Below are 21336 nucleotides of genomic sequence, written 5' to 3'. Positions count from 1 at the left end.
TGATCAATCACCCAGCGGCAGGCGCGAGTCGCCGCCACGGTGGCGGTCCAGGGCCAGCTTGATGCGGCGCAGGTGCTCGTGGTTGGCATTGGCGCCGTTGAGCGCGGTGGTGGTGGCCAGCACGTCGATGGCGAGCATCATCGCGTAGCGCGACGCCGAGGGCTTGAACACGAAATCGGTTTCCTCGATCTGGATCGGCAACAGCCAGTCGCTGCGCTCGGACAGTTCGGTATTGGCCTGGGTGATGGCGCCGACACGCGCACCATAGGTGCGGGCGATGTCCACCGCCGAGACGATCTCCGGGGTGATGCCGCTGACCGACAATGCGAGCACCAGGTCGTCCGGGCCGAGCGTGGCGGCGATGATCTTCATCATCAGCGCGTCGCTGCAGGCCGCCACCGGTCGACCAAAACGTACCAGCCGGCTTTGCATTTCCTGCGCGAACACGGTCGAGCACCCGCCCAGGCCGAAGATGTGGATCATCCGCGCGCTGCACAATGCATCGGCCAGGCCCTGCACCACGTCTTCCTTCAGGTTGGCGATGTTGTGGCGCAGGCTTTCCTGGATGTCATCGCAGATCTGCGCATACAGCGCGGAAACCGGCGGTGCGTTCTGCTGCTCAAGGAAACGCTTGCCGACCGCACTGGCAGACGCCAGACGCGCGCGCAGTTCGCGCACGTGCTCGCAGCCCAACGCCTTGGCAAACCGCGAGATGGCGGCGGCGCTGACTTCGGCGCGTTCGGCCAGTTCACTGACGCCGTACTGTGCAGCGGCGTCCACGTCGGCAAGGATGGCCGCGGCAATGCGTGCTTCCACCGGGCTGAACTCGTGCCGGCGCTGCCGCAGTTCGTAGACGATATCGAACGTGTTCTGGGACATGGTTCAAATCACCGTCGAGAGGGCCATCACCAACGACAGGGCGATGACGGAGATGAGGGTTTCAAGCACGGTCCAGGTCTTGAAGGTCTGGGCCACGCTCATGTTGAAGTATTCCTTGACCAGCCAGAAGCCGCCGTCGTTGACGTGCGACAGCACCACTGAACCGGCACCTGTGGCCAGCACCAGCAGCTCCGGGTGGGCGTAGCCCATGGCCGCGGCGATGGGTGCGACGATGCCCGAGGCGGTGGTCATGGCCACGGTGGCCGAACCGGTGGCCACGCGCATCAATGCGGCCATGGTCCAGCCCATCAGCAGCGGTGAAAGCTCGAAACGCTGCGACAGGCCGATGATTTCGCTGGCCACGCCGGTGTGCACCAGAATGCCATTGAGCCCGCCGCCGGCACCGACCAGCAGGGTGATCGCAGCGGTGGGTGCCAGGCACTCCTGCGAGAACTTGAGGATGTGCTCGCGGGTGAAGCCGCGCATCAGGCCCAGGGTGATGAAACTCATCAGTGTGGCCAGCAGCAGCGCCACCACCGAGTGGCCGATGAAGCGCAGGCCATGGTTCAAGGGCGAGCCGGGCGTGGCGATCTGGTCGGCCCAGCCGCCCAGCAGCATCAGCAGCACCGGCAACAACAGCGTGGCGATGGTGATACCGAAGCCGGGCAGCTGGTCATCGGGAATGCGGCTGTGGCCGTCGTCCAGCAACGCCGCTTCCATCGGGTTGTGTGCGGGCAACGTCACACGCGGCGCGACGAACTTGGCAAACACCGGGCCGGCCAATGCGGCGGTGGGCAGGCCGACAATCAGCGCATAGAACACGGTGCGCCCGACATCGGCGCCATACGCGCTCACCGCCAACATCGCCGCCGGGTGGGGGGGCACCAGTCCGTGGACAACGGACAGGCCGGCGACCATCGGCAGGCCTACCAGCAACAACGGCACGCCGGTGCGGCGGGCGACGTTGAGCGCGATCGGAATCAGCAGCACGAAGCCGACTTCGAAGAAGATCGGCAGGCCGATGCAGAAGGCGATCAGCATCATTGCCCAATGCACGTTCTTCGGCCCGAAGCGGGCGATCATGGTGCGCGCGATGCGCTCGGCGCCGCCCGACTCGGCCATCATCTTGCCGAGCATGGTGCCCAGCGCGACGATCAGCGCGATGTGCCCCAGGGTCTTGCCCACGCCCTGTTCGTAGGCCGGCAGGATCTCCGGCGCGGGCATGCCGGCCAGCAGTGCAAGGCCCACCGAAACCAGCGTGACGCTGATGAAGGGGTTGAGGCGGAAGCGGGCAATCAACACGATCAGCGCCAGGATCGACAACGCGGCGTAGATCAACAGCAGGTTTCCGTCGGTCATGCGTACAGGCCCCGGGTGTCGGCGGTCAGAACTGCGTGGAAACGGCGCCGATGACGCGGTGTGCGTCATCAACCACCAACAGGTGGCGCCACTTGTCGAAGGTCAGGCAGGGGTGGGAGATATCGAAGCACAGCAGGTCGCCCACGCGCAGGTCATCGCCGTCGCGCACGTCGAGGAAAGCGTGCTGGTCCATCATCGCGCTGATCTGCCAATGCGCCGGGGCATTCACCGGTACGGCGTTGCCGGGGCGGTGATGCAGCGCCGGTACCGGGAAGCCGGCATCGAACGCGGCATCGCGCTTGCCCAGCGCGATGATGGCCTTGCCGGATTCCGGCAACGACTGCACATACGCCCACAGCCGCAGCGCCGGTCGCAGGCTGCTACCCATTTCGCGTGCGACGGGATTGCTGGCGTGGATGCGCCGGGCCGCCTGCCGATAGATGCCGACGTCGTGGGTGAGGTAGCAGCCCGGGCGCAACACCACCTGCGCATCCGTGTTGCCTGCCAGCGGTGAGAGTTCTTCGGCCACCACATCAAACCAGGCCGAGCCGGCACCGGTGAGAATGGCCGGCAACTGCGCAAAGCCGCCTGTGGCGTGGATGGCCTGCCATTGCGCCAGACTGCGCTGCAGCACTGCGCGCACGCCGGCTTCGTCCTTGGCCACGCCTTCGTAGACTTCCACGCCGACCAGTGCAACGGCATCGGGCCAGCGGCTGATTTCGTCCAGCACCGCGTGGGCCTGCGCGTCATCGCGGACACCGGTACGGCCACCGGCAGCGCCGATTTCCAGCAGCACTTTGATCTGCTGGCCGCGCGCGTGGAAATGGCGGCCCAGCGCGGCGACGTTGTCGGCGCTGTCCACCACACAGGCAAACCAGAAGCCGGCATCGGCGGCCTGTAGATTGGCAATCAATTCAAAGTTGCCCTTGCCGACCAACTGGTTGGCGAGCAGCACACGACGCACACCGTGTTCGTAGGCGGCCACCGTCTGTGGCGCGGTGGCCAGGGTGATGCCCCAGGCGCCGGCATCGAGCTGCATCTGGAACAGCGCCGGGCTCATGGTGGTCTTGCCGTGCGGCGCCAGCTGGCAGCCGTAGGCCTCAGTGAAGCGGCGCATCCATGACAGGTTGTGGCGGAGTGCTGCCTCGCTCAGGACGGCAACGGGCAGGCTGACCTCTTCATCCAGCAGGGATGCCCCCTGCGCGGCGACGCTTGCCGGCGTCCACGGGCCTGCGCTTGGCAGGCCTTTGCCGACAAGGAGTGTTTCGGATTGAAAGTAATTTTCCCGCACGAATCACTTCCTGTTGTTGGGCCATCAGAAGCTATGAGGGCCTATTGTGTAACACAGGAGAGGTTGCGTGAAAATTATTTTCTCATCATGCCCCGGCTGTCCGGCGTGGAATCGGGCAGGGCAGCGGTCAGAAATCGAACTGAATCCGTCCAGCGAGCACGCCGGTGTGGTCCAGGGTTCGCCCGCCGGGTGCATCGCGGCGGCGGCTGTCGGTCCAGTCCAGCATCAGCCTGACGTACTGCGGAGCGTACCAGTTGACGCCAACGGTCCACGCCTCGGCGGCGCCTTGCAGCCGGTGCAGTGGCCATTGGCGGCCCTGGATGTGATCGTACTGCACCTCCAGTTCCCACGCGCCGCTGCTGCGCGCCGGCTTGATCGGGCCGAGGCGGCCAACTTTGACATCGTAGCTCGGCGATTCGCCAGTGAGGACCCAGCTACCCAGCACATAGCCGGACCGGGCCTCGCCGCGCTGCTGGCCGTCGTTGTAGCAGACGTTGCCGTACTCAACTTGCCAGGAGAACGAACCGTGCAGGCCAGCCGATTCCACCGCCAGCTTGGTCACCGCCACATCGCGACCGCTGTGGAAATCGATCAACGGGAGACGGCTGTTGTCAGCGAAGTAGCCGGCCGTGCGCGGATGTACGCGCAGCGGCGCGGCGCCACGGGTGCCGGGGTGGTCGTATTCCTCCCGCGCGGCGGTCATGCCCAGGTGCAGTACGTGGCCGGGCGAATATCGGGCGGCATAGCCCAGGCGGGAGCCTGCGGCATGGCCTTTGTGTTTCCACGCGTCAATGCTCTCCAGGCTGTACGCGCTGGCGCCCCAGAACCAACCGTCGCGATGACCGGTGGCACCGACACCCAATCGGTAGCCCGGGGGCAGGGTTTGCATCAACCAGCTGCGTTCAATGGTGGGCGCGTGGTTCGAGCTGATTCTGTCGTCGAGGTGGGAGATGGGCTGAAACTGCCCCAGCAGCAGCGTTGTGTTGCCGATGCTACGGGCTATGTATGCATCGCGGGCGACGGGTCGGTGCCCGGCGAAGTCGGCCTCGAATTTGTAGTCGACGATGTGGAGCTTTCCGAAGACGGCCAACCACGCCGCCCGTAGATCATCGCCATGGCATTCGGGTTTGCCTCGCGCATCATTGTCGAAATGGGCGAATTGGTAATGCAGGCGACCGCTCGCCTTCAGCGTGACGTCGTCATTGGCCTGCGCGAGGCAGGTCGCCAACAGGGGGAGCAACAGCAAAGGGGTGCGCGGGTATCGAGAGCGGGGCATGGCATATCCGTATGTGCGAAGTGGCGCGACGTTAGTGAGTCGCTCCACAGGCATCCCATTGCCCTTTGGTACTAAGTCGCAGTTACGTTTCTGGCCACGGCTGGGTGGACTGGTCGGCGCGCCTTTGCTGGCGCTGCGTTTGCGGCTGCGTTGCCGTCACAGCGCGTGAAGGTTGCGCATCCTGATTGGTCAAACCACATGGCGTTGCGCCACCTCAGTACGGCTGCGGCAATGCGTTTTCCACTGCATGCATTGCAGGGGAGAACAGATCCGCGCAGCGCTTGTTTCCACTTTGCTCCAGCGGTGAGCGGTTGCGTCGTTGATGCGGCGTTCGCTCGCGAAGGAAGGGCAGACCAAGGGGAGTTGGCTGGGGAAATTCCAGCACTGGCATGTTCCCGACTTGCCGGGATTCCACTGTGCGGAATCCCTGTCCATGTACGCCGCCAAATCTGCGTGGTCATGCAGCATCCGCATGGCCTGGAGCTGGCGTATTTCCAGCTGAAGCGCGAAGCGGCCGTCGTCAGAAATCCAATTGAATGCGGCCTGCGAGTACGCCGGTGCGGTCCAGCGTCCTGTTTGCGGCCTCGTCACGCCGCTCGGTGTCGGTCCAATCCAGCATCACCCGTGCGTGCTTGCGTGCGTACCAGTTCACACCCACCGTCCATGCGTCGGCCGACAGGTCGCGCGGCCACTGCTTGCCTTCGATGTGGTCGATACGGGCTACCAGTTCCCAGGCACCACTGTCGTGTGCCGGCTTGAGTTGGGTGAAGCGGCCGGCCTTGGCATCATATGGGCGGGTTTCCCCGGTGAGCAGCCAGGTGGCCTGCAGATAACCGGACGTGACCCGCGCGCGCTGCTGGCCATCGTCATAAAGTGCGCCGCCGTATTCGCCCTGCAGTGACAGGCCGCCGTGCACCGCAGCCACCTCCAGTCCGTACTTGTCCACCGACACGTCACGGCCGCTGTGGAAATCCACCAGGTTCAGGCGGCTGTTGTCGCCGAAATAGCCGGCCACGCGCGGCTGCACCCGCAGCGGCGAGGCACCGTTGGCGCCGGGGTTGTCGTAATGCTCGTGGGCCAGGGCGGCGCCCAGGTGCAGCACATGGCCAGCCTCGCGCCACGGCGCATAGCCGGCGCGGCCACCCGCCGCACGGCCCTTGGTTTTCCAGGCATCAATGCTCTCCAGGCTGTAGACGCTGCCGCTCCAGAACATGCCCTGCTGGTATCCATTCACACCCACGCCGAGGCGGTAGGTGGGGGCCAGGGTCTGTGCCAGCCAGCTGCGCTCCACCGCCGGGATGTGGTTGGAGCTGCCGCGGTCATCCAGTGTGAAGAACTGCTTGAACTGCCCCGCGGTGACCGTGGTGTTGCCGAAGCTGCGGGCGACATAGACATCACGCGCCACCGGGCGTTGGCCGGCCACCTCGGTTTCCAGCTTGTAGTCGAAGCCGTAGAACTTGCCCGACACCGCCAGCCATGCTGCGCGCAGGTCGTCGTTGGCGCGTTCGTCGGTGCCACGGTCATCGTTGTCGAAGCGGGCAACGTCGTAATGCAGGCGTCCGCTGAATGTGGCGGTCACGTTGTCGTCGGCGTGCACCACCGGTACTGCGGCCAGCAGCAACAAGGTGGCCAGCGTGTTGCGTTGGCGGAAGGTGGGCATCCGTTCTCTCTCCGGTACCGGGTTGTTGAAGTGGCCGGACGATATCAGCCTGCCGCCAGCCACCAATAGCGATTTGGTACTAGGGTGCAGGCCGTCGCTGCGTGCCACACTGGCGTCATGGGCCTGGCCAAGCTCCTTGTAGCAGACGACCACCCGCTGTTCCGTGCAGCGGTGCTGCATGCGCTGCGTGAAGGCATCTGTCTGGGACAGACCCTGGAAGTGGACAGCGTCTCTGCGCTCACCCAGGCGCTGGATGAACACCCGGACGTGGATCTGGTCCTGCTTGACCTGGCGATGCCGGGTGCGCGCGGTTTCTCTTCGCTGGTATGGTTGCGCGGTGAGCGGCCCGACATTCCGGTCATCGTGATCTCCTCCAATGACCATCCCCGCGTCATCCGCCGCGCGCAGCAGTTTGGTGCGGCCGGCTTCATTCCCAAGTCCGCGCCGGTGGAGACCATCCGTACCGCCGTCAGCGCCGTGATGGCGGGCGATACCTGTTTCCCGGCGCAGGCCGCCGCCCGTTCGGAACGCGACGCGCTCCTGGCCGCGCGGCTGGCGCGGCTGACCCCGCAACAATTTCGGGTGCTGATGAGCGTGGCCGACGGTCTGCTCAACAAGCAGATCGCCTACGAACTGGGGCTGGCGGAGAACACCGTCAAGGTGCATGTCACCGCCATCCTCAAGAAGCTGGAGTGCAACAGCCGCACCCAGGCCGCGCTGCTGGTGAAGGCGTTGGAGCCGGAAGGTGAGAGCGGATTGCCTGGCGAGTATTGAACTGCTTTCAGCCAGAAAAGCCATCACCGCGACCGCTGATAAAGATGCGTCATCAACGAACGCAACGCCGATGTGCGCGCCTGCTTGGACAGGAAGCCCCAGCCGCGCTCGCCCGCAAGTACGCGCAGCGCTTCATCCTGCTCGGCGGTGAACAGGATCACCACCGGTTCCCGCTGCCAGCGCTCTGCCAGCAGCGGCAGCAGTTCCGGGCCGGTGGTGGCACCCAGGCGCACGTCCAGCAACAGCAGGTCCGGTGCATTGCCATCGGTCGCAGCTGCCAACGCCTGTTCGGCGCCGCCGGCGAACGCCACCTGACAGGCCCAGCGCTCCAGCAGCAGCTGCGTCGCCTGGCTGACCCGGGTGTCATCGTCGATGCACCACACCCGGCAGCCGGCCAGCAATGAATCCACCTGGGGTTCTTCAACCGGCGTGATTGGCTTGCCCATGGGTTGCTGGGTGAGCGGGTTGCCGCACGGAACGCGTACCGAGAACACGCTGCCATGCTCCGGCCGCGAACGCAGGCCGATGCGGTGGTCGAGGAGACGGGCGATGCGCTCGACGATGGCCAGGCCCAGTCCGGTGCCACGCTCCTGGCCACTGCCGCCGTCCAGGCGACGGAATTCTTCGAAGATTTCCTTCTGCCGCGCGCGGGGAATGCCGGGGCCGGTGTCATGGACTTCAATGCGGATATGCGCGCCGTCGCGGCGGCAGCCCAGCACGATGCGGCCGCGTCGCGTGTAGCACACAGCGTTGGACAGGAAGTTCTGCAGGATGCGCCGCAGCAGCGCTTCGTCGCTGTGCACCACGGCCGAGGTGGCGATCCGTTCCAGCGTCAGGCCGCGCGAGGCGGCCAGAATGCCGAACTCACGCGCCAGCGCTTCCAGCAGCGGGTCTAGCGCAAAATCGCGGATGCGGGTTTCCAGCGCGCCGGACTCCAATCGCGAAATATCCAGCAGGCTGTTGAGGATGCCGTCCTGCGCGGCCAGCGCGCTGTCGATGTTGTCGGCGATATCGCGCGTGCCGGAATCAGCATCCGGCAGGCGCCCGCGCAGCACCGACAGGAACATGCGTGCCGCATTCAAGGGCTGCAGCAGGTCATGCACGGCGGCGGCAACGAAGCGGGTCTTGGAGCGGTTGGCGTCCTCGGCTTCGCGCTTGGCCTCGGCGAGGTCACGGGTGCGTTCGTCGATGCGGTTGCTGAGCGTGTCGGCGAGCGAACGCAGGTCACGTGCCGCATTCTTGTACGCGGTGATATCGGCATAGCTGGTGACGAAGCCCCCATCGGGCAGGGGATTGCCTCGGATTTCGATGACGCTGCCATCGCCGCGTTCGCGCTCGTGCATATGTGGCTTGCCGGAGCGCAGATGGTTGAGCCGTCGTTCGATGGCCTCCTCGATGGGCCCGGGCCCAAGCAGGCCGCGCTTGGCGTTGTAACGGAACACGTCGGCAATGGGCCGCCCCACCTGGATGAAGCCCGGCGGGAAGCGGAACAGTTCGATGTAGCGGCGGTTCCAGGCCACCAGGTTCAGTTGCGCATCCACCACGCAAACCCCTTGCGGGAGGTGCTGCAGGCTGCTGCTTTCACCGTAATCGGCGGTGTGCGCAGCCTGCACCAGGCCGTCCTGCGCGGTACGCAGTTCCTGGGCATGATGCGTGACCAGCCGCTCCAGCTCCCTGCGGCTGCGCTCGCGCAACTGCGCCAATCGACGGCGCTGCCACACCACGAAGCCGAGCAGCGCAAGCACCAGCAGGCCGGCGGTGATGGCACCGGCCATGGTGCGGGCCGCGACGATGCTGTCGCGGGTTGGGCGCAGCAGATTCAGCGTCCAGCCCTCCGGCGACAGTGGGCGCGATACCCAGATGACATCACCCACGTCGGGCATACGCACGCGGCGCACGTCGCCGCCGAGGTTCTCGATCAGCCGGTACTCCAGCACCTGGCGCGGCACCTGACCGTACTGGCGGGTGTTGGCCAGCCGGCGGCGGGTGACATCGTCCAGTGCGTGCAGCATGCGGTAGCGCCATGCGGTCTGGCTGGACAGGAAGATCACCCCGCTGTCATCGCTGGCAAACACGCTGCCCGGCGCTTCGGCCCAGGTGGTTTCCAGTGGCCGCAGCACGACCTTTACCACCACCACGCCGATGGCATGACCGGCATCGTCGCGTACGGCCTGCGACAGGAAGTAACCGGGCACGGAGGTAGTGACGCCTTCCGCGTAGAAGGTGGCACTGCCCTCGCGCATGGCGCGCTGGAAATAGGGGCGGAAGTTGTAGGAGTTGCCCACATTGCTGGAGCCGGCGACCTGCCAGTTGCTGGCCGCCAGTGCCAGCCCGTTGCGGTCGAGCACGGTGAGGGTGGAGGTGGCCACTGCGCCGTTGACGCGCTCCAGCTTGCGGCTGATGCGCTCGGCATCGGCCGGGCTGATAGCGGTCTGGGCGAGCACCGCACGGATTTCTGGGTCCAACGCCAGTACTGCCGGCAATACGCGGTGGCGTTCGATCAGCGCCTGCAGCGCATCGCCGTGCAAGCGAAGTTGCTCGCGCGCCTGCGCGGCATCGGCAAGCAGGCTGCGCCGTTCCAGGTGGCGCATCACCGCCAGGCTCAGCAGCGCGATGACCACCGCCGCGAGGCACAGCAGCATCAGGCTGGAACGGCGGCGGGAGGTGTGGAGGAAGGGCATGCGGGCGATGGTCACGCAGTTGCGGCCGATTCTCCACTGCGGGCGGTGGGAGGTCGCGCCATCCTGCGCGCTGCCGGATGGTGCCGGCAGCCAATCGTGGCGCGGCTTGCCGGCCGGGGCATCCGGAGAGGTCGCGGAAACGTCCTAATACCAATGGATTAGCTAGTACCAATGCGCTATCGGCGGCATGGCCACAGGCGCGTAAAACACGGCCGAAGCGAATCGCCGTCGAGGTATCCCATGCACATTTCAACCGATGCCATTGCAGCATCCCCCGTCCGTCTGCCGTTCTACCGGCAGCTGTACTTCCAGGTGTTGCTTGCGATCACCCTGGGCGTTCTGCTCGGCCATTTCGAACCGGCCTTCGCCGAGACGCTCAAGCCGCTGGGCGATGCCTTCATCAAGCTGGTGAAGATGATCATCGCACCGGTGATCTTCCTGACCATCGTCACCGGCATCGCCGGCATGACCCATCTGCGTGCGGTAGGCCGCGTCTTTACCAAGGCGATGATCTACTTCTTGTTCTTCTCCACGCTGGCACTGGTGGTGGGTCTGGTGGTGGCGAACGTGGTGCAGCCGGGCGCCGGGATGAACATCGATCCCGCCGGGCTGGACCAGACCGCAGTCAATGGCTATGTGCAGAAGTCGCACGAGTTGACCCTGGTCGGCTTTGCGATGGACATCATTCCCAAGACGTTGCTGAGCCCGTTCGTCGGCGACAACATCCTGCAGGTGTTGTTCGTGGCGGTGCTGTTCGGTATCGCGCTGGCATCGGTGGGCGAGAAGGGCAAGCCCATCCTCACCTTCCTGGAAGGCTTGACCGCTCCGGTCTTCAAACTGGTGCACATGCTGATGAAGGCCGCCCCGATTGGTGCCTTCGGTGCCATCGCCTTCACCATCGGCAAGTACGGGCTGGGGTCGCTGGTCAACCTGGCGTGGCTGGTCGGCGCGTTCTATCTGACCTCGCTGCTGTTCGTGGCGGTGATCCTGGGTACCGTGGCCCGCCTGTGCGGCTTCTCGGTGTTCAAGCTGGCGCGCTACCTGAAGGCCGAGCTGCTGCTGGTACTGGGCACTTCGTCGTCCGAGTCGGCGCTGCCCTCGCTGATGGAAAAGATGGAGAAGGCCGGCTGCAGCAAGTCGGTGGTCGGGCTGGTGGTTCCCACCGGTTACTCGTTCAACCTGGATGGCACCAACATCTACATGACCCTGGCTGCGCTGTTCATCGCCCAGGCCACCAACACGGACCTTACGCTGGGCCACCAGATCGCCCTGCTGCTGGTGGCGATGCTCAGCTCCAAGGGCGCCGCCGGCGTCACTGGCGCCGGCTTCATCACTCTGGCCGCCACGTTGGCGGTGGTGCCCGAAGTGCCGGTCGCCGGCATGGCGCTGATCCTGGGCGTGGACCGCTTCATGAGCGAATGCCGCTCGCTGACCAACTTCATCGGCAATGCGGTGGCGACCGTGGTGGTATCGCGCTGGGAAGGTGCCTTGGATCAGGAAAAGCTGGCCCAGGCCTTGGGGCGCGAAGGAGAGGCCCTGCCGGCGGTGATCGCCGAAGGTTGACCGCGTGTGTGGTTCCGCGGGGCCTGCCATGGCAATGGCGAGGCCCCGCGGACTTTTTCTGCCGATCGCATAACGGTCATGCACACGCCAGATACTGCAAAACCCGTGCTACATGCGCTGCAGAATTGTGCGGTTGCAGCATCACTGCGATAGCGTAGCGACAGGTTCAGCCTGTCCATCGGCGTTATCATCCCCGGTTCCTCTCGCCCATTCAGCCCTTAAAAAATCGATGTCCAACGAAGATTTCAAACAGGCCGCCCTCGATTACCACCGGATTTCGCCGCCGGGAAAGATCAAGGTCACCGCGACCAAGCCGATGTTGACCCAACGCGATCTGTCGTTGGCCTACTCGCCGGGCGTGGCGTATGCCTGTGAAGCCATCGTCGCCGACCCGGCCCAGGCCAGCGAGCTGACTGCACGCGGCAACCTGGTCGCCGTGATCACCAACGGCACCGCCGTGCTGGGCCTGGGCAATATCGGCCCGCTGGCCGGCAAGCCGGTGATGGAAGGCAAGGGTGTGCTGTTCCAGAAGTTCGCCGGCATCGATGTGTTCGACATCGAAGTCGATGAGAACGACCCGGACAAGCTGGTCGACATCATCGCCTCGCTGGAGCCGACCTTCGGTGGGATCAACCTTGAAGACATCAAGGCGCCGGAGTGTTTCATCGTCGAGCGCAAGCTGCGCGAGCGCATGAACATCCCGGTGTTCCATGACGACCAGCACGGCACCGCGATCATCGTCGGTGCAGCGGTGCTCAACGCCATGACCATCACCGGCAAGAAGATCGAAGAGGTCAAGCTGGCCACCACAGGCATGGGCGCGGCGGGTATTTCCTGCGTCAACATGCTGGTGCAGCTGGGCCTGAAGCCGGAGAACATCCTGGCCTACGACCGCGATGGCGTGATCCACACCGGCCGCACCGATCTGGACCCGGAAAAGGCGCGCTATGCGCGTGATACCGACAAGCGCACGCTGGCCGAGATCGTCGATGGCGCTGATATCTTCCTGGGCCTGTCGGCCGGCGGCATCCTGAAGCCGGAAATGGTCGCCTCGATGGCGCCGAACCCGGTGATTTTCGCGCTGGCCAACCCGTACCCGGAAATCCTGCCGGAGGACGCCAAGGCGGTTCGCCCGGACGTGATCATGGGTACCGGCCGTTCGGATTACCCGAACCAGGTCAACAACGCGCTGTGCTTCCCGTATCTGTTCCGTGGCGCGCTGGATGTGGGCGCCACCGGCATCAACGAGGAAATGAAGATCGCCTGCGTGCGCGCCATCGCCGCGCTGGCCCGCAAGGAAGCCTCGGATCTGGGCACCGCTTACGGCGGTGATACGCCGAGCTTCGGCCGTGATTACCTGATCCCGCGCCCGTTCGACCGCCGTCTGCTGGTCGAGCTGTCGGCTGCGGTGGCCCAGGCGGCGATGGATTCGGGCGTGGCGACGCGCCCGATCACCGACATGCCGGCCTACCGCGAGAAGCTGGCCCAGTTCGTCTATCGCACCAGTCTGTTCATGAAGCCGGTCTATGACCGCGCCCGCTCGGACAAGCAGCGCGTGGTCTACGCCGAGGGTGAAGAAGAAGTGGTGCTGCAGGCCGTGCAGAACGTGATCGACGAGGGCGTGGCCTTCCCGATCCTGATCGGCCGCCCGGACGTGATCGAAGCCCGCGTGGAGCGCCTGTGCCTGCGCATGAAGGCCGGCGTGGACTTCGAAATCACCAACATCAACGACGATCCGCGCTTCAACGAGTATTGGCAGTACTACCACGAGATGACGGGCCGCAAGGGCGTCACCGTGTCGGCTGCCAAGAACCTGATGCGCTCACGGCCGACCCTGATCGCGGCAGTGATGGTGGCCCGTGGCGAAGCCGACGCGATGTTGTCGGGCCTGGTGGGTCGCTTCCACAAGAAGCTCGGCTACGTGCGCAGCGTGATTCCGCTGGAGTCCAAGGTCAGCTCGACCTCGGCGATGACCGGTGTGATCAACAACCAGGGCGTGTTCTTCTTTGTCGACACGCACGTGCAGGAAGATCCCAGCGTCGAGCAGATCGTCGAATCCACGCTGCAGGCGGCCTTCCGCATGAAGCTGTTCGGCATCGAGCCGAAGATCGCGCTGCTGTCGCACTCCAACTTCGGCAGCCATGATTCCAAGGACGCGCTGAAGATGCGTCAGGTGCGCGAAGCCCTGCTCAAGCGCAACCCGCGCCTGAACGTGGACGGCGAAATGCAGGGCGACACCGCATGGGACGAAGCACTGCGCGCCAAGCTGCTGCCCAACAGTACGCTCAAGGGCCGTGCCAACCTGTTCGTGCTGCCAAACCTGGAAGCGGCCAACATCGCCTACAACCTGGTACGCGTGTTCACCGACGGCGTGGCCATCGGTCCGATTCTGATGGGCATGACCAAGCCGGTGCACATCCTCACCAGCAGTGCCAGCGCACGCCGTGTGCTGAACATGACCGCGATTGCGGCCGTGGATTCGCAGATCCGCAAGCAGATGGAAGCGGATCGCGTGGGTTGATCGCTTTCTGGAATGTTTGAACAGCAAAAGCCGGCGTATCGCCGGCTTTTGCTTTTGCTGCTGCGGGCTGTTGTTGGGATTGCTGACACCAGCGCTTCCTGGAGATCGCCACCATGCCGCGTCGTGGCGTGCCTGGCAGTCGCCGCCGCGCATGGTTTGGCATCGCGATGGCTGCTGCTGTTATGGAGCGAGGCGTTGCTCCGATCCACAACAGGGATTCACATCTGCGGGACAGCCTCGGCACTTGCAGCAATCCTGGGCCGGTACGATGAGTGCTGTCGAAGCCACGGCTGCTGCCTAGAGCTGCGCGAGTCGCTGGCCTTCAACGATCTGCAGCACCAGTTTGCGGGTGGCCGCACGGCAGGTGCGGTAAGCCATCAGCAGGCGGCGTTCATGCGGGTCGTCCACCAGCTCAACGCCGCTCTGCGGCGGCGCCGGAATGACTTCCAAGCCGTTGCGACCAGTGGCCAGCCATTCAAACGAAACATCGGTGACCATCGCGATCGTGATCATGCGGGTGGTGCACGGCATGATCCCGGTGGGGCTTTCCCAGTTGCCTACGGCGCTGCGGCTCACCTTGAGCTGGCTGGCCAGTTCGGCCTGTGTCATTCCCTTCTTGCGACGGGCCCGGCGAATACGATTGGCGAGATGATTGGGCATCGTGTCTCCTCCCTGAGTTGTTGCGATGAGTGATTGAGCGAGTTCTTGCGAAGTGTGCGTGAGCTAGTGAGATCGTTGGAGATTGTGTCACGCAAAGCGGGAGCTGTGTCACCGAAACTGACCTTTTTGGTCAGGATTACTGACGTAGATACATGAGAAGCGTTCTCGCTGGGCGGGATAGCTGCGTGCCAGCTGAAGTGACGTGCCGTGGCCATTGAGCCGATGCGGCGCTTCGGCCACATTCCCTGCATGTGCTGATTTCCGGGGGGGCAGGGGTGCCGCAATCGTTGTTTCGTGAAGAGCTGCTGCGAGCCAAAAGCAGCCACTGGTTGGGGCCTGTTTCGCTGGTGCAGCCGCTGGGCTGGGGACTGCTCACTTTTGCAGCAATCGCGTTGGCCAGCATCGCCGTGCTGTTCATCAGTCTGGCCAGTTACACGCGGCGTTCCACGGTCAGTGGGCAACTGGTGCCCGAGCAGGGCTTGATCACCGTGTTGGCACCCGCCACAGGGCTGTTGTCGTGGCTGGACGTGCAGGAGGGCGAGCGGGTGACGGCCGGCGGCGATCTGGCCCTGGTGAGCATGCCGCGCGCGACGTTGCGAGAGGCCAGCATGAGCGCGGCGGCCGAGCACCGTTTGCAGCAGCGGCATAGCGCGCTGCAAGCGTCCCGGGAGGCGACGCAGGGCCAGTTGCAGGCGCAGTCGAAAGGGCTTGGGGGGCAGTTGGCAACGGCCCGGGGCGAGCTGCAACAGATCGAAGCGGAAGTTGTTACCCGGCAGCAGCAGAGCCGCATTGCCGGAGAAACCCTGGAGCGCCTTCGGCGACTGGAACACGGCACGTATGTCAGTGCACTGCAGATCAAGCAGCAGGAAACGGCGGTGCTGGAGTACACCGGGCAGATGCAGGCGCTGCAGCGGCAGGCAACCGCAACGCGGCGACTTATCGCACAGCTTCGGCAGGCACAAGGCGAGTTGCCGAGCCAACACCTGGCGGGCGAGGCGGGGTATCTGCAGGCGCTGGCGCAATTGGAGCAAGAACGCATGCAGGCCGGTGCCGATGGCGCATTGCTGGTCAAGGCGCCGGTCACCGGTGTGGTGACGTCACAGGCAATCAAGCCCGGGCAGGCGGTGCAACAGGGGCAGGTACTGATGAGCCTGTTGCCGGGCGATGGCCGGTTGGAGGCCGAACTGCTCGTGCCCAGCAGCGCCATCGGGTTCATTGCACCGGGCGATAGCGTCCGCCTGCGCTATCAGGCGTTTCCGTATCAGAAGTTCGGGCACCACGAAGGACGGGTTTCGCAGATCAGCCGCAGTGCATTGAGTCCCGCCGAGTTGTTGGGGAAGGGCCGACAGGAGGGGGAAGCCTTGTACCGCATCAGCGTGGTGCTGGCGCGGCAATCGGTGACGGCATACGGCAGGCCGGAGCCACTTATGCCGGGAATGGTGCTGGAAGCTGATGTCATGGGGGAAAGACGACGATTGATCGAATGGATGTTCGAGCCGCTGTACGCGTTGAAAGGAAAGCTGGAAGGCGCGGGATGAGATATTCCCGGGTAGCGTTTCAGACTGCGGGAGTTCACCGCAACATGCAGCGTGTCGCCTTGGTGCGAACTTATGATGAGCGGATGCCTTCAACACAAGAACACTCGTGAAGTGGCATCTGCTGGTTTGGAGGGAAACTCTCAGGATCTGCTTCAATGCGGCTGATTCATTGGTCCAACAACAAGGAAGAAGGAATAGGGATGCTCAAGATGCGGATGGGTGCACTGGTAATCGCGCTTTCGCTTGTCATGGTTTCGACAGTACATGCCAAAGAGGAACGCGCCGTATTGCCAAGCGCGATGGTGGCTGGACCGTGCGTGGAGGGCATCTGCGAGTACCGGTTGCAGAATGGCATGCGGGTGTTGTTGTTCCCGGACGCAAGCAAGCCGACCGTGACGGTCAACCTTGTCTACGGCGTGGGCTCGATGCATGAGAACTACGGTGAGACCGGCATGGCGCATCTTTTGGAGCACCTGCTGTTCAAGGGCACGCCGAAGCATCCCGATATTCCTGGGGAGATGCAGAAGCGCGGGGTGAGCAATAACGCGACCACATCGCTGGATCGCACCAACTATTTCGGCTCCTTCCCAGCCAACGACGAAACCCTGGATTGGCTGCTGGCGCTCGAAGCGGACCGCATGGTCAATTCGAGAATCGCCAAAACGGACCTTGACAGTGAAATGACTGTCGTCCGCAATGAGATGGAAGCCGCTGACAACAATCCAGGTGGCGTGCTGATGAAGCGCATGCGCTCGGTGGCATTTGACTGGCACAACTACGCCAACATGCCGATTGGCGCGCGTTCGGATGTGGAGAACGTGCCGATCACCAATCTGCAGGCGTTCTACCGTACCTGGTATCAGCCCGACAACGCGGTGTTGATCGTGGCCGGTCGGATCGACAGCACAATCGCTCTGCAGCGTATCGCCACGCATTTTGGCCCGTTGAAGAAGCCGCTACGCACGCTGCCCGCCCTGCATACAGTGGAGCCGACGCAGGACGGAGAGCGCGAGGTGACGGTCCGCCGTGGCAGCGATCTGGCAATGGTTGCTGCCAGCTATCACGTTCCTGCATTGGCGCAGGCCGACAGCGCCGCGCTGGCGGTGCTTGCCGACGTACTGGGAGACAATCCGAACGGCCGCTTGTACAAAGCGCTGATGGAGCCAAAATTGGCTGCATTCGCGATGGCGGCCAGAGAGAGCTTTCGCGACCCGGGCTTGTTCACTGTGCTCGGCGTCCTGCCCAAGGACGGTGATGCGGGAAAGGCAGAATCCGAACTGCTCAGGCAGGTTGAATCCATCGCCGCGCGACCGATTTCCGATGAAGAAGTGGCGGCAGCCAAGCAGCGCATCGGCAACGGCCTGGAGAAACTGACCAGCGACGTCAACGCGGTGGCGATGGCGTTGTCCGAGTTTCAGGCGGCCGGCGACTGGCGCTTGTTGTTCGTGCAGCGTGATGCCATTGCAAAAGTGAGCGCCGTCGACGTCAACCGTGTCGCTGCGGCCTATCTGAAATCGAGCAACCGCACGCTGGGGCGTTTCGTTCCGACAGCGGCGCCGGATCGCGCGGTGATTCCGGCAGCGGCACCCGTCGCCAGTCTGGTGGATGGCTATGTCGGTAGAGCGGTGGCTGATTCGGGCGAAGCGTTCGAGGCCACGCTGGAGAACATTGCGGCCCGAACCGAGACGTTCACCCTGGGCGATCGTTTGAAGGTATCGCTGCTGCCGAAGAGGAACCGGGGGCAGACGGTGACGCTGGCGGCGATCTTCCGCTTCGGCGACGAGAAGACGATCACCGGGCGTAGTACTGCGGCGACATCGGTCGGCCCGATGTTGATGATGGGCAGTACGACGATGAGCCGGGCGCAGATTGCGGCCCGCTTTGATGCGTTGGGTACGCAGGCGATGCTGGGTGGTGTTGCGCAAAGCGCGACCATTCGGTTGGATGGAAAGCGCGACACGTTGGCCGAAGCCTTGGCATTGGCCGCCGATGTCCTGCGTAATCCCGCATTCCCGCCGGATCAATTCGAGCAACTGCGGCTGCAGGCGGTGACCGGGGTGGACTTCCAGCGAAAGGAGCCGGGCGCGCTGGCGTCGATGGCCCTGGCGCAGTACTTCGATCCCTGGCCGAAGGGGCATCCGCTGCATGTGGACTCGTTCGACGAATCGCTGGCGAAGCTGCAGGCGCTGAGTATCGAGGATCTGCGAGCCTTCCATCGTGATTTCTACGGAACCGCCGAGGGCGAGGTCGTGGTTGTCGGGGACTTCGACGCGGTTGCGCTCAAAACGCAGCTGCAGACGTTGTTCGCGGATTGGAAGTCGCCCGCCCCGTATGCGCCGATTGCCACCCACTATCGGGAACGTGCGGCGCTTCGGGAAAGTCTCATCACGCCCGACAAGCCCAATGCGGTGTTGTTGGCGCGACAGAACCTGTCACTCAATCTGGCAGATGTCGATTTTCCAGCCTTGAGTATCGCGGTGGGAATACTGGGCGGTGATCCGCTCAAGGCGCGTCTGGCGAGCCGGATTCGGCAGAAGGATGGCCTGAGCTACAGCGTTGGCGCGGGCCTGCAGGCCGATGAAAGCCGCACCGGCCGTGATGACAACGGCAGCCTCAGCATTCAGGCGATTGCCGCGCCGGAGAACGCAGGCAAAGTCGAGGCGGCCGTCCGTGAAGAGCTGGTGCGTCTGTTGGCAGATGGCGTGACCGAGCAGGAGCTGCGCGATACGGTTTCTGCAAGGTTGATTGCGCGTGAACAGTCGCGCGCCAATGACAGTGCGGTGGCGGGTTTGCTCGGTAACCAGTTGTACTACGGGCGCAGCATGCAGTTCGAGGCAGCGCGTGACGCTGCGTATCGCGCCTTGACGGTGGAGCAGGTCAACGCGGCCATCCGCAAGTACCTCAAGCCCGAACAGTTGAGCGTGTTTGTGGCGGGTGATTTCAAGTAAGGGAGAAACAGGGGCTGCCGTTGGCCGCCCCTTGTCATGAAGACGATCATTCAATCCGAGGCGGCCGAATGCGGTTTGGCTTCACTCGCGATGGTGGCCGATGCACACGGACTGCACATTGACTTGCTGGAACTGCGGCGACGCTTTCCGCTGTCGTTGAAGGGCGAAAAGCTCAGTCATCTGATTGGCATCGCGCAGCAGCTTGGGTTCTCCGCGAGGCCGTTGCGGCTGGACATGGACGACCTCGGAAAGCTGAAACTGCCGTGTGTTCTGCATTGGGATCTGAACCACTTCGTTGTGCTGAAGAAAGTCGGCAAGTCGAAAGTGGTGGTGCTGGACCCGGCCATCGGTGAGCGGAAGCTGTCGGCGGCGGAGGTGTCTGATCACTTTGCCGGCGTGGCGTTGGAGCTGTCACCGACCGCGGATTTCACCCCGCGCAATGCCAGCCCGTCGGTGAGCGTGCGGCAGCTTACTGGACCAGTCCGCGGCTTATGGCAGGTACTGGGGCAGATCGTCGCGTTGTCGCTGGCGCTGCAGGTGTTTGTGGTGTTGGCGCCGTTCCTGATGCAGTGGGTGGTCGACCAGGTGCTGGTGTCTGCTGACCGCGATCTGCTGACCGTGCTTGGCCTGGGCTTTGGCCTGGCGCTGTTGCTGCAGGTAGGCATCGGTGTGTTGCGTGGCGCTGCAGTGGTTCATCTTTCCTCGCGGCTCGGCCTGCAGTGGATGGGCAATGTGTTCGCGCACCTGCTCAGGTTGCCGCTGGATTTCTTCGAGAAGCGCAACCTCGGCGACATCACCTCACGTCTGTCGTCGGTGCAGGCCATCCAGCGGACCTTGACCACCAGCTTCGTCGAGGCTTTGATCGATGGCTTGATGGCGGTCGTGACGCTGGCCTTGATGCTGGTCTACAGCTGGAAGCTGGCACTGGTGACGGTACTGGCCGTGCTGTTGTACGCCGTCGTTCGCACGTTGGCCTGGCGTCCGTTGCGCGATGGCACCGAACAGCAGTTGGTGACGGCGGCGAAACAGCAGACGCACCTGCTCGAGTCACTGCGCGGCATGCAGAGCTTGAAAGTAGCTGGCGAAGAATCGCGCCGCCGCAGTGCCTATGAAAACCTGATGGTGGACACGGTCAATCGCGAAGTGCGGCTGGCGAATCTGGGCCTCGGGTTCAATGGCGCCAGCCAGCTGCTGTTCGGCGTGGAACGCATCGCGGTGATCTGGATTGGCGCGTTGCTGGCCTTGGACAACGTGTTCTCGGTGGGCATGTTGATTGCCTTTCTGGCCTACAAGGATCAGTTCGCCGCACGCATGAGCGCGTTGATCGACAAGTGGCTGGAATTCCGCATGCTGCGGTTGCATGGCGAGCGTCTTGCCGACATCGTGCTGACCGCGCCGGAGGATGACGCGGGCAGCATCGAAGGCTTTCCGCCGGAAGATGCACGCATAGAGGTCGAGAATCTCTGTTTCCGTTACGCCGATGGCGAGCCGTGGGTGCTGAAGGATTGCAGTTTCAGCATCACGCCAGGGGAGTCGGTGGCAGTCATCGGTGCGTCGGGTTGCGGCAAGACCACGCTGGTCAGACTGCTGCTGGGGCTGCTGCGGCCTACCTCCGGCAGCATTCGTATCGGCGGGCATGACCTGCACCGATTGGGGGCGCGCAATGTGCGTGCCATCGTCGGTGCGGTGATGCAGGACGATCAACTGTTCGCCGGCAGCATTGCCGACAACATTGGTTTCTTCGACCCGGAATCCGATCTGGCCCGGGTGGAGGTCGCCGCGCGTCTGTCGGCGGTGCATGAGGACATCATGGCGATGCCGATGGGGTACCACGGCCTGATCGGTGACATGGGCAGTGCGCTGTCGGGTGGGCAGAAGCAGCGGATCATCCTGGCCCGCGCGTTGTACCGGCAGCCCAAGCTGCTGTTCCTGGATGAGGCAACCAGCCATCTGGACGTGACGAGCGAGCGGCTGGTCAACGATGCCGTGCGCAGCTTGCGGCTGACCCGGATGATCATTGCCCATCGACCGGAGGCCATTGCCAGTGCGGATCGGGTACTGGTGATGGAACAGGGCCGGATCGTGCAGGAGCTCCACCCGCAGGCCGAACCGGCCGCTGCGACGGCGGACGCTGAACCGCCGGGTGCGCCGCTGTCGGCGTGAACGCCGCGCTAGCGGGGGCAGGT

Annotated in this window: 13 protein-coding genes; 6 read left to right on the top strand and 7 right to left on the bottom strand. The window is 64.1% G+C overall.

Annotated elements, in window-relative coordinates; all coding sequences use genetic code 11:
• Positions 1 to 3: 3 nt before the first annotated feature.
• The 5 genes from ABB26_RS07080 to ABB26_RS07060 form a co-directional block, all read right to left on the bottom strand.
• Positions 4 to 879, bottom strand: coding sequence for a MurR/RpiR family transcriptional regulator (locus tag ABB26_RS07080; protein WP_057632976.1), 876 nt, complete (start codon positions 877 to 879; stop codon positions 4 to 6).
• A 3-nt stretch (positions 880 to 882) separates the two neighbouring features.
• A complete protein-coding gene (locus ABB26_RS07075; protein WP_057632975.1) occupies positions 883 to 2238 on the bottom strand; it encodes a GntT/GntP/DsdX family permease in 1356 nt (451 codons plus the stop codon).
• A 25-nt stretch (positions 2239 to 2263) separates the two neighbouring features.
• Positions 2264 to 3529: an amino acid deaminase gene (locus tag ABB26_RS07070; protein ID WP_057632974.1), complete on the bottom strand. Its 1266-nt coding sequence runs from the start codon at positions 3527 to 3529 to the stop codon at positions 2264 to 2266.
• Between the two features lie 127 nt (positions 3530 to 3656).
• Positions 3657 to 4757, bottom strand: a complete 1101-nt coding sequence (locus ABB26_RS07065) for an OprO/OprP family phosphate-selective porin (RefSeq protein ID WP_161809017.1) — start codon at positions 4755 to 4757, stop codon at positions 3657 to 3659.
• A 568-nt stretch (positions 4758 to 5325) separates the two neighbouring features.
• Entirely contained in the window at positions 5326 to 6465 is a 1140-nt protein-coding gene (locus ABB26_RS07060) for an OprO/OprP family phosphate-selective porin (RefSeq protein WP_245626159.1), read from the bottom strand.
• A gap of 117 nt (positions 6466 to 6582) precedes the next feature.
• Here ABB26_RS07060 and ABB26_RS07055 point away from each other — a divergent pair, with 117 nt between their 5' ends.
• The gene (locus ABB26_RS07055) at positions 6583 to 7239 is read left to right on the top strand and encodes a response regulator (RefSeq protein ID WP_057632972.1); all 657 of its coding nucleotides are present in this window, start codon (positions 6583 to 6585) and stop codon (positions 7237 to 7239) included.
• Between the two features lie 23 nt (positions 7240 to 7262).
• On the opposite strand, the gene ABB26_RS07050 is transcribed toward ABB26_RS07055, so the two are convergent.
• Positions 7263 to 9920 (bottom strand): PAS-domain containing protein, encoded by a 2658-nt coding sequence (locus ABB26_RS07050; protein WP_057633009.1) that lies wholly within the window; start codon positions 9918 to 9920, stop codon positions 7263 to 7265.
• 240 nt (positions 9921 to 10160) lie between these two features.
• Here ABB26_RS07050 and ABB26_RS07045 point away from each other — a divergent pair, with 240 nt between their 5' ends.
• Both ABB26_RS07045 and ABB26_RS07040 read left to right on the top strand, forming a co-directional pair.
• Positions 10161 to 11483: a dicarboxylate/amino acid:cation symporter gene (locus ABB26_RS07045; RefSeq protein ID WP_057632971.1), complete on the top strand. Its 1323-nt coding sequence runs from the start codon at positions 10161 to 10163 to the stop codon at positions 11481 to 11483.
• A 229-nt stretch (positions 11484 to 11712) separates the two neighbouring features.
• Positions 11713 to 14004: an NADP-dependent malic enzyme gene (locus tag ABB26_RS07040; RefSeq protein ID WP_057632970.1), complete on the top strand. Its 2292-nt coding sequence runs from the start codon at positions 11713 to 11715 to the stop codon at positions 14002 to 14004.
• A 297-nt stretch (positions 14005 to 14301) separates the two neighbouring features.
• Here the strand turns inward: ABB26_RS07040 and ABB26_RS07035 are convergent, their stop codons facing one another.
• Entirely contained in the window at positions 14302 to 14664 is a 363-nt protein-coding gene (locus ABB26_RS07035) for a helix-turn-helix transcriptional regulator (protein ID WP_083490717.1), read from the bottom strand.
• A 329-nt stretch (positions 14665 to 14993) separates the two neighbouring features.
• Here ABB26_RS07035 and ABB26_RS07030 point away from each other — a divergent pair, with 329 nt between their 5' ends.
• The 3 genes from ABB26_RS07030 (at position 14994) to ABB26_RS07020 (ending at position 21313) form a co-directional block, all read left to right on the top strand.
• Complete coding sequence (locus ABB26_RS07030) at positions 14994 to 16202, top strand: HlyD family secretion protein (RefSeq protein ID WP_245626158.1); 1209 nt, start codon at positions 14994 to 14996, stop codon at positions 16200 to 16202.
• Positions 16203 to 16357: 155 nt separating this feature from the next.
• Complete coding sequence (locus ABB26_RS07025; protein ID WP_245626157.1) at positions 16358 to 19150, top strand: M16 family metallopeptidase; 2793 nt, start codon at positions 16358 to 16360, stop codon at positions 19148 to 19150.
• A 36-nt stretch (positions 19151 to 19186) separates the two neighbouring features.
• Positions 19187 to 21313, top strand: a complete 2127-nt coding sequence (locus ABB26_RS07020) for a peptidase domain-containing ABC transporter (protein WP_057632966.1) — start codon at positions 19187 to 19189, stop codon at positions 21311 to 21313.
• Positions 21314 to 21336: the final 23 nt, after the last annotated feature.

The organism is Stenotrophomonas humi, assembly GCF_001431415.1.
Classification (GTDB): Bacteria; Pseudomonadota; Gammaproteobacteria; order Xanthomonadales; family Xanthomonadaceae; genus Stenotrophomonas; species Stenotrophomonas humi.
Note: the sequence above shows the minus strand (reverse complement) of the source record. Positions and strands in the feature narration are given on the sequence as shown.